11 protein-coding genes are annotated in these 14,435 nt (G+C 37.4%); 9 read left to right on the top strand and 2 right to left on the bottom strand.

Annotation, left to right across the window (positions count from 1 at the left end; all coding sequences use genetic code 11):
* Positions 1–683: 683 nt before the first annotated feature.
* From V5N67_RS00305 to lpxK, 5 genes are all read left to right on the top strand, one after another.
* Positions 684–2,015, top strand: a complete 1,332-nt coding sequence (locus V5N67_RS00305; protein WP_332059722.1) for a TldD/PmbA family protein — start codon at positions 684–686, stop codon at positions 2,013–2,015.
* The gene (locus tag V5N67_RS00300; protein ID WP_332059721.1) at positions 2,002–2,805 is read left to right on the top strand and encodes a 3'(2'),5'-bisphosphate nucleotidase CysQ; all 804 of its coding nucleotides are present in this window, start codon (positions 2,002–2,004) and stop codon (positions 2,803–2,805) included. Before V5N67_RS00305 ends, V5N67_RS00300 begins: the two co-directional genes overlap by 14 nt.
* A gap of 45 nt (positions 2,806–2,850) precedes the next feature.
* On the top strand, positions 2,851–3,093 hold the full coding sequence (locus tag V5N67_RS00295) for a DUF4170 domain-containing protein (RefSeq protein WP_332059720.1): 243 nt from the start codon (positions 2,851–2,853) through the stop codon (positions 3,091–3,093).
* A 773-nt stretch (positions 3,094–3,866) separates the two neighbouring features.
* Positions 3,867–5,189, top strand: a complete 1,323-nt coding sequence (gene waaA, locus V5N67_RS00290) for a lipid IV(A) 3-deoxy-D-manno-octulosonic acid transferase (protein WP_332059719.1) — start codon at positions 3,867–3,869, stop codon at positions 5,187–5,189.
* Complete coding sequence (gene lpxK / locus V5N67_RS00285) at positions 5,179–6,201, top strand: tetraacyldisaccharide 4'-kinase (RefSeq protein WP_332059717.1); 1,023 nt, start codon at positions 5,179–5,181, stop codon at positions 6,199–6,201. The genes waaA and lpxK overlap by 11 nt, the downstream gene beginning before the upstream one ends.
* Before the next feature lie 36 nt (positions 6,202–6,237).
* On the opposite strand, the gene V5N67_RS00280 is transcribed toward lpxK, so the two are convergent.
* Complete coding sequence (locus tag V5N67_RS00280) at positions 6,238–6,474, bottom strand: DUF2093 domain-containing protein (protein WP_332059715.1); 237 nt, start codon at positions 6,472–6,474, stop codon at positions 6,238–6,240.
* Between the two features lie 131 nt (positions 6,475–6,605).
* Positions 6,606–8,450 (bottom strand): DNA mismatch repair endonuclease MutL, encoded by a 1,845-nt coding sequence (gene mutL, locus V5N67_RS00275; RefSeq protein ID WP_332059714.1) that lies wholly within the window; start codon positions 8,448–8,450, stop codon positions 6,606–6,608.
* A gap of 288 nt (positions 8,451–8,738) precedes the next feature.
* Between mutL and V5N67_RS00270 the strand changes: the two genes are divergently transcribed.
* The 4 genes from V5N67_RS00270 to V5N67_RS00255 all read left to right on the top strand — a co-directional run bounded on the left by V5N67_RS00270 (position 8,739) and on the right by V5N67_RS00255 (position 13,049).
* Positions 8,739–9,833, top strand: coding sequence for a 2'-deoxycytidine 5'-triphosphate deaminase (locus V5N67_RS00270; protein ID WP_332059712.1), 1,095 nt, complete (start codon positions 8,739–8,741; stop codon positions 9,831–9,833).
* Between the two features lie 381 nt (positions 9,834–10,214).
* Complete coding sequence (gene lldD, locus V5N67_RS00265) at positions 10,215–11,366, top strand: FMN-dependent L-lactate dehydrogenase LldD (RefSeq protein WP_332059711.1); 1,152 nt, start codon at positions 10,215–10,217, stop codon at positions 11,364–11,366.
* Positions 11,367–11,563: 197 nt separating this feature from the next.
* Positions 11,564–11,686 carry a hypothetical protein gene (locus V5N67_RS00260; protein ID WP_332059710.1) on the top strand — a complete coding sequence of 41 codons (123 nt, stop codon included), beginning with the start codon at positions 11,564–11,566 and terminating at the stop codon, positions 11,684–11,686.
* A gap of 604 nt (positions 11,687–12,290) precedes the next feature.
* Positions 12,291–13,049: a BID domain-containing T4SS effector gene (locus tag V5N67_RS00255; protein ID WP_332059709.1), complete on the top strand. Its 759-nt coding sequence runs from the start codon at positions 12,291–12,293 to the stop codon at positions 13,047–13,049.
* Positions 13,050–14,435: the final 1,386 nt, after the last annotated feature.

Genomic DNA, 14,435 nt, shown 5'->3' with positions numbered 1-14,435 from the left:
AAAAATGGATTCTATACGTCTTTTTATTGTACTTCTCGTATAGATAGAGTGCTTCGTGAGTGCAAAACTTTTCTTTAATCCAATGAAAGATTCTGATAAGCCCTGATTAATTATACAAAAATATGTGGAGATAAAATCAACGCTGTTATTTGGAATCAAGTTATATCAATTGTAAAAAAAATCTTGAATAAAGAATTGATATACTTTTCTGTCAGTTTACGCGAGGATTAATGAAATATAAAAGGAGCACTACAGTGAAGTGTTTTTTACACTTACGTAGAGATGAAAGAATGCTATAGGAAAGATAATGATGAGGATAGATTTAGCTCTTAGTTACTGAAAGATATGTAATTTAAGTGATCTTTTGATTGCTCAAGTGTTTGAGAATTTTGGATTAAAATCAAACGTCATTGTACCATAACCTTCTATTGGATTAATTATAAGTGGAGGATTGGTTTTTGGAATGACAAAAGCAGATTTTAGGTAAAGGTTGAAACCAAGGAAATTTATAACATACTGCGCTTTTTCAGAAAGAATCTAAAAGGAGTTTCTCGACTCGTTGCAGAAAAAAGAATGTATTAATGGCGCATAATTTTTATTGATAAGCATACAAGAATTACATTTTTGTATAAATTTGTCAGGTTGTTTATCAACGTAATGATCAATATGTGATGGAGTCCATGATGACTGAGAAGGATCAGATTGATAAAGCCGCTTCGTTGGTTGAATCGGCAAAGCGTTTTGGAGCAAATGCTGCTGATGCTGTTATTGTGCGCACACATTCTCTGCGTGTATCGGTTCGTTTCGGGAAAGTTGAAGCGACAGAATCTTCAGAGAGCGATGATTTTACACTAAGGGTTTTTGTTGGGAAGAAAGTTGCAAGTGTTTCTGCTAATTTAGCGAATTACCCACAAGAATTAGCAGAACGTGCTGTTGCAATGGCTAAAGTTTCTCCTGACAGTTTATTTGAAGGTCTGGCAGATAAAGAGTGTTTAGCTACTTGCCCTAAAGATCTTGATCTTTTTGATAATTTTGTTCCGCACAGTCATTCTTTAACAGAGGATGCTTTGAAAATGGAAGCAGCAGCTCTTGATGTTAAAGGGGTAAGCAATTCTGGTGGAGCTGCGACAGCTTATGGTCGTAGTGGATTTGTTCTTGTGACCAGCGATGGTTTTTGTGGAGCCTATCGTTCTAGTTACTTTTCACGTTCTTGTAGTGCGCTTGCTGGTGAAGGTACTGCGATGGAGCGGGATTATGACTACACAACAGCTTTACATTTTTCTGATTTAGAAGCAGCAGAAGCTGTGGGAAAAAATGCTGGGTTAGGTGCGGTTCGGCGCTTAGGTGCAGTTCGTGCAGCTACTGGGATTATTGATGTTATTTTTGACCCGCGTATGGCTCGTGGAATTGCTGGACATATCGCATGTATGGTCAATGGAGCATTGGTTGCTCGCAAAACGAGTCTTTTACAAAATTTTTTGGGCAAAGCAGTGATGAAGCCTGATGTTAATGTGACAGATCAACCGTTACTCTTGCGTGGAAATTCTTCTCGTCCTTTTGATGGAGAAGGGGTTGAGGGGCAAGCATTGAATATTATTGAAAATGGGATTTTAAAAAATTGGCTTCTTTCATCATCTTCAGCGCGTGAATTGGGTTTGAAAACCAATGGTCACGGTGTGCGTTCGGCATCATTAGTTCAGCCTGCAAGTACCAATTTTGCTATTGAACCAAGTTCAGTATCACCTCACGATATGATAAAAAGTTTGCAGAATGGTTTTTATGTTACAGAATTATTTGGACATGGCATTGATTTTGTTACGGGTCAGTATAGTCGTGGCGCTTCTGGTTTTTGGATTGAAAACGGTGAAATTGCTTATCCAGTGAGCGAAGTAACACTGGGTTCTGATTTGCTACATATGTTAGCGCATTTAACGCCTGCGAATGATATTGATCGGCGTTATGGTGTAGCTGCTCCGACATTATTAATTGAAGGGATGACACTTGCAGGAAAATAACATGCATCATTCTTCTGATCTAAACCTTTTGCTTGATGTTTGTCGAGAGGCAGGGGATTTAGCAATGAAGTATTTTGGATGTGCGTTAGACGTTTGGATTAAAGATGAAAATTCACCAGTTAGTGAAGCAGATTTTGCAGTTGATCATTTTTTAAAAAAAAGACTTCTTGAAGCACGTCCGAATTATGGCTGGATTTCAGAAGAAACAAAAGATAAGCGAAGGCAACGGGTTTATGAACGTTATTTTGTGGTTGATCCTATTGATGGGACTCGTGGCTTTCTTTCTGGTAGTCCTTATTGGTGCATTTCGATTGCCATCATTGAGAATGGTCGTCCTATTGTGGGTGTTTTGCAGTGTCCAGCTCAAGGGAATGTTTATGCAGCTGTTACTGGCGGAGGGGCGACATTAAATGGCATAAAAATTCCTCTTTTGGCATCTCAGATTAATCGCAAATATATAGTTTCGCTTGATAAATCGATAGCTCAAAAATTGCCAGATGATTTTCGTAATCAGGTCAGTTTTTCTCCTCACATTCCTTCTCTTGCTTATCGTATTGTTCTTGTTGCTCAGGATGAGATCGACATCGTGTTGGTTCGTCCGAATTGTCATGAGTGGGATATTGCGGCTGCTGATCTTATTTTGCAGGAATGCGGGGGACGTTTTCTATCACTTGATGCCCCTTTTATATCTTATGGGATTGAACCTTATCAATATGGATTTTTGATTGCTGGTAAAAGTAATTGCTGTCAAAATATGATAGATGTTGTTCATCAAGCGAAGTTAGTTTAATCACATAAAAATATGCTCAAATTTCTTAATGCTATGGAGGCACACATGACGGAATCCAGAGAAAAAAAACAATATTTGCATCTTGTATTTGGGGGAGAGTTGAAAGATCTGAATAGTAATCAGTTTAAGAATCTGGATGATTTAGATGTAGTTGGTATTTTTCCAGATTATCAGTCAGCTCAAGAAGCATGGCAGGCGAAAGCGCAGAGCAGTGTAGATAATGCATTGCAGCGTTATTACATTGTAGACTTGCATCAATTTCTTGATTCTGAAACAGGTAATGCATAATAGAGCTTGATATTGGATTATTATTTTCTTCGTTATGCGTGTGGAGTAATATTGAATTTTTTAGATTTGATATTAGAGTGTGTGAAATAGTTCACAAAAAACAGGGCATTTATTGATGAAAATGTGATTTTAGCAAATTTTATCAGTAGGTGTTAAAAAGTTATTTGCATTATTTATTGGATAAATCAGCTGTTGAGAAGTGCAAATGATGTTATGAAGGAAAACGTAGAGCGCTTATAATCTGCTTATTATCATTTTTTTGCATGAGCGGGGTATGATGAAATCTTATCGTTTCGTTTTTTTATTTTTAATCCAGAAATAAATGCATAATTTACAAAAAAGTTATAACTTCAATGTGTGCGTAGTTCAGGGAAGCTAGGTGAATGCGTTATATTAAAAAAAGTGAAAGCAGACGCTATTAGCATAGTCAAAACGTTCTTAAGTTTAGCAAAATGGCTAAATTGTGGATATTTCATATAGAAAAGTGTGTAAATTTAGGAAATGGATTATTCTGTTGACTAAATTATTTACCTTATCATGCTTTGTATACATGTATTTTCATGGGAGAAGATTCTTGAAAGAGCACAGCGTAAAATTGCAATTATGCTTTCCCTTTGGATAATTAATCATTTGCGTGAGGGAAACGTTTTTTGTTTCTAAAAATTCAAGTTGTGTTTTGCTAAAATAAAAGTGGGTATAATGAACGGGTATGGTGAATCATTTAATAGAAAAAGTTTACAGGTGTCTCAAAACAAGTGGGTGAGGTGATTTAAATGATAGAACTAAAGGCACGTGCAGCTCTTTTAATCTATCGGATGATTGGCTTTTGCTTACGTCCTGTTATTCCTTTTTATTTGGTGCTTCGTGCTATACGTGGAAAAGAAGAGTGGGGTCGTCAAAAAGAGCGTTTAGGTAAAAGCCACCAGGCACGTCCTCAAGGTTCGTTAATTTGGTTGCATGCGGCCAGTGTTGGAGAAACGCTTGCTCTTGTTCCACTCATTAATTATGTTTTATCATTAAAAATCAATATATTATTGACAACTGGTACTGTAGCATCTTCTTCTTTAGTGAAAAAGCATTTTGGTAATCGAGTCATTCATCAATATGCTCCATTGGATTTAAATTTGGCAGTGCGGCGTTTTATAAGTCACTGGAAGCCTGATTTAGCACTGATTTGTGAATCAGAAATTTGGCCTCTACGTATTAAAGAGCTTGCCGAAATGCGCATTCCACAGATTTTGGTTAATGCCCATATGTCTGAACGCTCTTTTAAAGCTTGGCAAAAACGGCGTGTTCTTTCCAGATATATTTTTAGGCATATTGATATGGCTATTGGTCAAAATGAAAGAGATGTAACTTATTACCATACGCTTGGAGTCAAGTCTGTTGCACTTTCTGGCAATCTCAAGGCTGACGTTTTGCTTATTGAAAATCAAGAATTGCTCGCGCATTATCGTAATGCTATTGGCGGTCGTCCAGTTTGGGCAGCGGTTTCAACCCATGAAGGGGAAGAGCAGATTGCTTTTGAAGTTCATAAGATTCTTAAAAATTATTTGCCTGATTTGTTGACCATCATTGTGCCCCGTCATCCTGAGCGTTCAGAAGATCTTATCAAGAAATGTACCAGTGAGAGTTTGCGTTTCGTTCGTAGAAGCAAAAATACTATTCCAGATGCGAATACGGACATTTTGTGGGGAGATACAATTGGAGAAATGGGACTTTTTCTTCGTTTATCAAAAGTTACTTTTCTTGGTAAGTCGTTATGTGGGGACGGTGGGCACAATCCATTAGAGTTGGCTTTTCTTGGTTCAGCTATTTTGACAGGGCCTCATGTCTCAAATTTTCAAGAGATGTTTGAACAATTTTTAACCCGCGATGCAGCATATATGGTTCAAGATACGAAACAGCTTGCTATTCAGGTGTATAAGCTTTTAACAAATGAAGCATTACGGCAAGAAATGGTTGATAAAGCTTATGAAGTAGCTGCAGATATGGCTGGTGCACTCGAGCGCACATTAAAAATTCTTGATCCATTTTTGCAACCTCTTGTAATACAAACAAGTTTAAGTCAGCGTCGAGGTAGGTATGCGTATTAGCGCACCTCATTTTTGGTGGAAAGATAAAAGCTTTTTACGTTTTTTATTAGCACCAGTTTCTTGGGTATATGGTTATTTCTCGCATTGTCGTATGGCAAGAAAACCTCCTGTTATTGATCTTCCAGTTTTATGTATTGGCAATTTTACATTAGGTGGTGCAGGTAAAACACCTGTTGTCATTGCTTTTTGCCAAGTAGCAAAAGAGCTTGGTTTAGTCCCTGGTGTTATATCGCGTGGTTATGGTGGAACGGCTAAGGGGGTGCATCTGGTAAATAAGATATGTGATAATGCGCGTGATGTTGGAGATGAGCCGCTTTTACTGGCACGGCATGCTTTTGTAGCTATATCCTCTGATCGTTATGCTGCGGCACAAAGGCTTAAGAAGGAAGGGTGTAATCTTATTTTGATGGATGACGGGTTTCAAAGCCGTCGCCTTTACATGGATTATGCGTTGCTTGTTGTAGATGCAATGCGTGGTTTTGGTAATGGAGCTGTTTTTCCAGCAGGACCTTTGCGTGTATCGTTAAAAACACAATTTTCTTTGATGGACAGTGTTTTGTTGATTGGTTGTTCAGATGTTCATGATAAGGTCACTTTACTTGTCACTAGGACTGGCAAGCCTTTGTACCATGCATACTTTAAATCATCAGCTTCTGATGAGGTTGCAGGAAAATTATTTTTGGCATTTGCAGGTATTGGTAATCCAGATAAATTTTTCAGATCAATTAAAGAACTATCTGGTCATGTTGTGCAAACGTACTCTTACCCAGATCATTATTTTTTTACCGACACAGATTTAAGGAATTTAGCACAAAGGGCTAAAACTCAAAATTTATGGCTGGCTACAACTGCTAAAGACTACGCACGTATACAGACAAATCGTGTGCAAAAAGAGTTAAAAAATCTCATTATATTTGATGTTAAAGTCGATTTTGCTCAAAAAAATTTTTGCAGTATAATCCTTGAAGAAGTTATGACACGCTTTGCAAAAAGAAATAATTTGCAATTTTGAAGGCAATAATAGAACTTTTTTATGGTGTTTGATCAATTATTTTTTTTGTGTTTTTAACAATTGACTGAGATATGGATTGCATTCAATTTCACGATGATAAGAAATTTCACAACTGGCATATGCTTCTTGACGGTGATGATTCCAATATTTCAAATCGTCTATAGGGATTTTTTGTCCGCTAACAGCGCACAGAGTATAAGTTCCATATTTGACGATTTTATATCCACTGTTGGAATAATGAATTTTTGCTTCACGTTCACTGTTGGAAAACATTTTTTATAGCCCCTTTTTATCTATATGAGAGATGATTTAAACAAAATGCCATAAGATGCTTTATAAAGTCGAGAATGAATTTAAAAAATATCCCTTTTTTATTAAAACAGCTTTTATTAGAAAAGTGTAATTTATTTTCTGCCAAAAAGCCGCTCTATATCAGCTAATTTGAGTTCAATATAAGTAGGACGTCCGTGATTACATGTACCTGTATTGGGCGTTGCTTCTATTTGTCGTAAAAGTGCATTCATTTCTTCAGGACGTAAAAGGCGCCCTGATCTTATTGATCCATGACAGGCCATAGTTGCTGCAACATAATCAAGCATCGCTTTTAAATTGTCTGTAGTATCATACTCAGCTGCTTCGTCTGCAAGATCCTTGATAAGAGCTTGTATGTTAATTTCTCCTAACATGGCAGGTGTTTCGCGCACAACGATTGCGCCAAGTCCAAAGGGTTCTATTCCTAAACCAAATTTCTGTAAAGCGTCTTTGTGTGTTAAAAGACACGCTGCATCTTCTTCAGAGAGTTCTACAATTTCAGGGATAAGCAGAAATTGTGAAGAAAGTGGTTTAGAGTAAAGTGCATTTTTGAGTGCTTCATAAACCAATCTTTCATGAGCAGCGTGCTGATCAACAATTATCAAACTGTCTTGAGTTTGAGCGATAATATAGTTTTTATGAATTTGTGCTCTGGCAGCTCCTAATGGATAATGTAACTCTTCCGATGAAGGTATAGTGCTTGCAGCACATACATCGCCGCTTGGTATGTCTAAGGATCCCATAATAGGAGTGGGATCTTCTCTGAAGTTGCAAGAATTTGTAACTTCTAATGGTTTGTGAATCGTTGATGCAGACACTGATGCAAGATGCTGCTTTTGTGGGTTGTAAGAAAAAGTCTGGTGCGTGTTTTTAAAAGTTCCCAATGACTGTGAAGTTTGAAATGCAGCCAGAGCTGCTTCTGAGTTTGTTGAAATGGGGCGAACACCAGTCTGATGCAATGCTTCGTGAATTGCTCCAACAATTAGACCACGAATTAACCCTGGATCACGGAATCGTACATCAGCTTTAGCTGGATGTACGTTAACATCTACATCAGCAGGTGGTAAATTAATGAAAAGAATGGATACAGGGTGGCGATCTCGAGCCATGACATCAGCATAGGCTCCTCGGATTGCTCCGCAGAGAAGTTTATCACGCACTGGACGTCCATTAACATAAGCAAATTGATGAAGGCTATTACTACGACTGAAGGATGGCAAACAGGCAAAGCCTGTCAAGCGAACTGTTTCACGCTCAGCATTAAGTATAATGCTATTAGAGGCGAATTCCTTTCCCATAATCTGTGTAATACGTTGTAATTGTCCTTGAGGACTATTTTCCGTAGCAGGTAATTCTAGGGAAGTTCTGTCTGGACCAGAAAGAGAAAAGCGGATATGTGGAAATGCTATAGCAATTCGTTTAACTATATCAGTGATAGCATTTGTTTCGGCACGATCAGTTTTCATAAACTTTAATCGTGCCGGAGTGACAAAGAAGAGATCACGAACTTCAACGATAGTTCCAAGGTTAGCGGCTGCTGGTTTTGGTCCTACGCTTTGTCCTGCTGTTACAGTAATTTCAGTAGCATTGTCAGCATGTTGTGTTCGTGAGGTCAATTTAAGTTTCGCGATAGAACCAATAGAAGGTAAAGCTTCCCCTCGAAAACCAAGGAAGCAGATATTGTGCACGTCATCGGTAATTTTTGATGTGCAATGGCGAGAAACCGCTAAAGTTAACTGATCTGCAGGAATTCCGCAGCCATTATCGCTTACTTTTATAAAGTTCTTTCCACCATTTGCTGTGACAATTTCAATTCGGGTTGCTCCAGCATCAATGGCATTTTCAATAAGCTCTTTGACGACACTTGCTGGTCGTTCAATAACTTCGCCAGCGGCGATTTGATTAATAATATTTTCGCTAAGATGGCGTATAAGCATATGACTAAAAGGATTCTAACGGATTTTATAAGAATTTGAGCCATGATAACATTATTTGCTCAACATTCCAAGAATAAGAGAGCGTAAAAGATATCCTTTAAAAGAGCGACTTTTTAAGTGTTATTTCATCGTGTGTGGTGCTCTATTTTTGATTATGGCAAAAAATCGTTTTTATTATATTATAGAATTGGCTTAGAAAGTTAGTAAAGAATAAATCGCTTTAAGACAGTTTTGCCCACAAGTATTTGGGGCAAAAAAGAAGCAAGATAAAGATAGAAGGCAGGATACATGGTGCGAGTAAATGGTATTTTGGCAGATAGTGATATACAGGCTTTAATTGATAATGACATTGTTAAAGCTTTGTGGCCATTTAATACAACTCAAATACAGCCTGCAAGTCTTGATCTCCGGTTAGGAGAGAAAGCTTATCGTATACGTGCTTCCTTTATGCCAGGATCTGATACAAAAGTTTTGGATAAGCTCGAGCGGTTAAAGTTGCACGAATTTAATTTGCAGGATGGGGCAGTTCTGGAAACAGGTTGTGTTTATATTGTTCCTCTTTTGGAAAGTTTAGCTTTACCAGAGAATTTATCTGCAGTTGCTAATCCTAAAAGTTCTACGGGACGGTTAGATATTTTTACACGTGTTATTACGGATAATGCTCAGGAATTTGATAAAATTTGCGCAGGTTATCATGGGCCACTTTATCTTGAAATTAGTCCACGTACATTTCCAATTTTGGTGCGGACTGGTTCGTATTTAGCTCAGCTTCGGTTCCGCAAGGGGCAAAGTTATTTAAATGAAATTGAGCTGCATGCTTTGCATAAGGATGAAATGCTGGTATCGGATGATTTTCCTAATATTAGCGATGGTGGTGTTGGGCTGTCCATTAATTTGAAAGGGAATGAAAATGGGCTTGTAGGTTATCGTGGGAAGCGCCATACAAGTGTTATTGATATTGATAAACGGGCTGTTGCTCACGTTTTAGACTTTTGGGAACCTCTTTTCGATCGTGGTCAAAGGGAACTGATCCTTGATCCTGATGAATTTTACATTTTAGTTTCGCGAGAAACTGTTCATGTTCCTCCACTTTATGCCGCTGAAATGACGCCTTTTGATCCATTAGTTGGTGAGTTTAGAGTGCATTATGCAGGTTTTTTTGATCCAGGGTTTGGGCATATGGAGGTTGGTGAAAAAGGAGCGAGGGCAGTTTTAGAAGTGCGCAGCCATGAAGTTCCATTTATTTTGGAGCATGGTCAGATTATTGGTCGTTTAGTATATGAGCGCATGCTTAATCGTCCATCAGTACTTTATGGGCATCATGCTGGGTCACATTATCAAGCGCAGGGGTTAAAATTATCTAAGCACTTTAAACAAGTTTAAAAATATGGATTATGATAACGTGTATTCATGAAAGGAAAAGCTTTAGTTTTTTACATATATGATACATTTATGTTATGTTTAGAATTTAAATGACGATATATATGATCTTGTATCAATAATATTCGAGGACAAATAATTTAATTTTCAATTATAGTGCAGTAATAAATTTTTAAAAAACAAAAATTTTTCAGATTAAACTTTTAATCTGGAAAAAAATAATAAAGACATTATTTTCATCAATGAGTTTTTTAGGTTGCAATCTTTATTCCCTGCAACTACTGAATGGAATGTTTTATTAGAACATTTTATAGAAGGCGTGTGGGTTGGGGTTTATTAATTTTAGGGCGTTTTCGTATTTCATTCAGGAGCAATGGTGCCATTATGATTATTTCCTCAACATTTGATTACCGTAAAGCAGCAAGACGTCGGCTTCCTCCCTTTCTTTTTCACTATATTGATGGTGGAGCCTATGCTGAGGAAACGATGCGACGTAATTGTACAGACCTTCAAACACTTGCACTGCGTCAAAGGGTTTTGCGGCAGGTTGGTGAAGTTGACCTTTCAATTAAACTTTTTGAGCAAACACTTGATCTGCCGATTGTGCTTGCACCTGTTGGGTTAACAGGTATGTATGCGCGTCGTGGTGAGGTAAAAGCTGCACGTGCTGCAGTTGCGAAAGGCATCCCTTTTACACTGTCCTCAGTTTCTGTTTGCTCCATTGCAGAAGTGCAGGCAGAGGTTGGAGATGCGTTTTGGTTTCAGCTTTATGTTCTCAAGGATCGTGGGTTTATGCGAGATGTTTTAGAACGATCTTGGTTAGCTGGTGTACGCACATTGGTTTTTACAGTTGACATGCCTGTTCCAGGTGCGCGTTATCGTGATGCACATTCGGGGATGTCTGGGCCTTATGCTGGTTTACGCCGTACTTTGCAGGCTATTCTTCATCCGCATTGGGCTTGGAATGTTGGTGTTATGGGGCGACCACATGATCTTGGAAACGTTTCTACTTATCTTCAGAAGAGAGTTGTATTGGAAGATTATATTGGTTGGCTTGGTGCAAATTTTGATCCATCAATTGGTTGGTCTGATCTGCAATGGATTCGAGATTTTTGGAAGGGAAAAATGATTCTGAAAGGGATTCTTGATCCGCAAGATGCGCGAGAAGCAGTACAGTTTGGTGCTGATGGTATTGTTGTTTCTAATCATGGTGGGCGTCAGCTTGATGGTGTATTGTCAACTGCGCGAGCGTTGCCGGCAATTGCGGAAGCTATAAAAGGTGATTTGGCTATTTTAGTTGATTCTGGTGTGCGTTCTGGTCTCGATGTTGTGCGCATGATAGCACAAGGTGCAGATGCTGTCATGATTGGTCGAGCTTTTGTTTATGCGCTTGCTGCGGCAGGTGAGAAAGGTGTTGCGCATCTTCTCGATCTCTTTGCTAGTGAAATGCGGGTTGCTATGACATTGACTGGTGTGCGTGCAATTAAAGAAATCACACGCGAGAGTTTAGCAAGTGCAGGCATTATTGATCAATGAAGAATGTTTGCAGATACTTTGTGTGGCGTATAGTGAGATTTAGCATGAAATAAACGGTGGGTTAATAGATGCTAAAATTAAGATAACCGACCTATATTATTATATTTTATTTTTAATGACTAAATGGTGCTGTTTTTTGGCAACAGAGTGTTTTTTATCAGCGAGCTGAAAGGTGAGTTCATGGATAAGTTGACAAGATGCGGTTTTTAGGTGGATTGGCTGTGGGGGGAGCTATAAACCGTTTAAGTGCAAGAGTAGTTACAACATTAGCTGTCGGAAAATATAATAGGAGTGCTGGCTTACAGGTTGTACAAGCGTAAGGGGATATCGCGTGGGTGTTATGCGATATCATCCATAGATGGTATCGAGAAATGGTGTTAGATGGTAGCAGGTATATATTCTTGAAAAAAATACACAAATTAGCTGAGCAGTGGAGTAGTATTGTTGTTCGTACAGGGTGTGATTTTATCAAAGAACGAGAAAAGTTAAAACGTAAAACTACTTGCAATCTCCACTTACTGGATGATTGGTCTGGTTGCTTTTGAAAATTGTAAAGTTGAGTAAAGAAAGATGTATTCTTTATTGCGTAGCCATATCTTTTTAGAACCAACATTTAACTATATCGGTAAACTGCGTTGCATAGTTTCGGAAAATCCTGAATACAATATCTACTTACAATCTTTGGGTTAATGTTATTCCCAATGGCATTATCATTAAATATAATACTGAAGAGCGCCTGCGAGTTTTTAATCACTATTTTAGTAGAAGATGACAGTACATTATCATTCATAATGTGTATAATGAAGAGTATTTTGTCATAAAATATCCAAAAATGAGCACGATAATTATCATTTTGTATTTTATTTGCATTGAAACCATGGAATGAGTGCAAAATACGCTTATTCAAGAAGAAAGATTCTCATTATGAAACGCCACAAATCTGAAGCATTAATGGATAAAAACCTTGAAAATATTCTCATACCAAGAAAGGAAGTCCCTCCTTTGACCAGAGAGGAAATTTTTGAAGTCGTTACAACAGATCTCCTTGTTCAATCAAATAAAAAAGAAATTCAGCGTTTGTCGAAAGTGGTCTATGGCAATCCAGGAATACTGAGCCAATATGTGGATAAGATTAACGTAGATCCAAGTTCACACAAGGAGGTTGCTGACCAGATTGCAAGTTCTCCTCAATCTATTTCTAAGCTTGCGGGGATTAAACGGTTAGGCGTAAAAAATTCTGCGCGCAGACAGGCTAAAGGACATGTTTCGCAACTCAGCGAAGCAATTGAAGATTATGCAGATGCTGTAAGTTTTGTTAAGATGGCAACGCTTCAAAAACATGAAACAGAAAGAATGCGTTGCGAACAAACGGTAAAAATGCCAAGTGAACAGCTGCTAAGTGTTCTTACCATGTCAAAAGAAGCACAACAAGAAGCTTTAATATCTTCTATCGTACTTCAAAAAGAGCTCACTGATTTTATGAGTAAAGTTAAAGATCGTCTCTCACCAAGTGATTATAAAGCAATCAATGAAAATGATTATGCTAAAATAGCTGATAGCATTGGCATATCATTAGTTCAAGCAGAGGAAGTTACGGGCATCATTCAGAAAACCAAAGAAGCACACCAGCACGTCCAAAAGCTTAAAGTTCATCGCTCACAAGCAATGGCTATGGCAAGCTAAAAAGAGTGTAAAGCTTTGTGTTCTTTTTTCATAGGAGATATTTAAAGCAAAATCTTACCCATGAAGAATTATGTACGGTTTTATTGGAGGGGAGGCGTCCTGTGTATTGAGTGTTGTCTATTTGTGAAATTTAAAGTACGAGGTTTTACTCAAGATGGTGGTGTAGCGTTATTGCTGGTTCAACAGGGGTTTTATCATAAGAAGGTATGTCTTATGCTATTTATTTTCGTTTAAATTCATCTCTTCGATTAAGATGTACAAGGGTAGCATAAGGGGAATTTCTATGGAAAAAAATTACCAAAGAGGTTGTATAATTGATGCAAAATGCAATGGATTATAAAAAAGTGGTGTTGATAAAGAATGTATTTATATCTCTGTAGCAGAAGCTATTAATAAGGGTAAAGATAGTAAAATACAATGGTGGAATAGCTAGAATGGTTTAGTTTTCAGCTCAATTTATTTTTGATCTGATTTTTTACCAAAGATTGGTGAGGAAGAGGGATCAGATCGGAGAGAATAAAGGTTGTAGTGATAAAAAGTGTCCAGTGCTGAAGAATTAAAACTATTTCTGGTATGTAAAGAGATCCACATAAACAATCTGGAAAAGGGAACAAAGGTTAAGAGCAAAAAGAAAGTGACTTTATGTAAAAGATTGTTAACGAATAATAGACACAATTCATTCTGAAACATTAAAATCGATTGATCCTGTTACATTTTTTGCTGTTTATATTGGCAATAAAAGAAGGCTGGCTAAATATTAGCTAAATAATTGAAAATATTCTTTATGATGCTTACGGTAAATTTTATAGGAATGGGTAAGATTTTCTTTAGGAAAATTTATCTCATTTGACTTTTTATTTGTGGTATGAAGCTTAAAAGATCCAAGCTTAACGGCAAATATCCTTAATTGTGCAACCAGCTTTATAGATTTCAGGACGGAGATGATTGAATGTTTAATGAATCAGATTCTATATATGCTAATTTCCATAAATAAATACGTTCATTGTATCGGAAAATCTCTAAAAGTGAATGGTATTTCTTACTAAAATATTTACAACTAGCAGCTCTAGAATATTATCTCAGCAAGATTTATTAAGCTATTGTCAGTGTTGTTTTTGTTATCTTATTTGTCAGTGATAGCATATTGCTTGATTGCTAACCAACTTTCTAGAAAATAGATCAGGCACTATTATAAGATAAGTTTAGTGCTGACTTTTTAAAATAAAATTCATATCCTCACACTACGCCAAATTTTGTCTTGTGATTGCACTGACAGATCAAGATAATTTCAACGATAGTGACATGTCCCTGATTTTTTGTTTATAATGGTACACAGGTTGCTAACAATTGATGAGCTTCAGCTCATTCATCAGCATGAGAGAAGGC

The sequence above is a fragment of the Bartonella rhinolophi genome (assembly GCF_036576165.1).
In the GTDB taxonomy this organism is placed as follows: Bacteria; Pseudomonadota; Alphaproteobacteria; order Rhizobiales; family Rhizobiaceae; genus Bartonella.
The sequence above is the reverse complement of the archived record's forward strand: the minus strand, read 5'-3'. Positions and strand labels throughout refer to the sequence as shown.

Excerpts from the sequence above, each read along its gene's own strand:
- lpxK (WP_332059717.1), top strand. The coding sequence starts at position 5,179 with ATGCGTATTAGCGCACCTCATTTTTGGTGGAAAGATAAAAGCTTTTTA.
- waaA (WP_332059719.1), top strand. The coding sequence starts at position 3,867 with ATGATAGAACTAAAGGCACGTGCAGCTCTTTTAATCTATCGGATGATT.
- mutL (WP_332059714.1), bottom strand. The coding sequence starts at position 8,450 with ATGCTTATACGCCATCTTAGCGAAAATATTATTAATCAAATCGCCGCT.
- V5N67_RS00260 (WP_332059710.1), top strand. The coding sequence starts at position 11,564 with ATGCGGTTTTTAGGTGGATTGGCTGTGGGGGGAGCTATAAACCGTTTA.
- V5N67_RS00280 (WP_332059715.1), bottom strand. The coding sequence starts at position 6,474 with ATGTTTTCCAACAGTGAACGTGAAGCAAAAATTCATTATTCCAACAGT.
- lldD (WP_332059711.1), top strand. The coding sequence starts at position 10,215 with ATGATTATTTCCTCAACATTTGATTACCGTAAAGCAGCAAGACGTCGG.
- V5N67_RS00270 (WP_332059712.1), top strand. The coding sequence starts at position 8,739 with ATGGTGCGAGTAAATGGTATTTTGGCAGATAGTGATATACAGGCTTTA.
- V5N67_RS00255 (WP_332059709.1), top strand. The coding sequence starts at position 12,291 with ATGAAACGCCACAAATCTGAAGCATTAATGGATAAAAACCTTGAAAAT.
- V5N67_RS00305 (WP_332059722.1), top strand. The coding sequence starts at position 684 with ATGACTGAGAAGGATCAGATTGATAAAGCCGCTTCGTTGGTTGAATCG.
- V5N67_RS00295 (WP_332059720.1), top strand. The coding sequence starts at position 2,851 with ATGACGGAATCCAGAGAAAAAAAACAATATTTGCATCTTGTATTTGGG.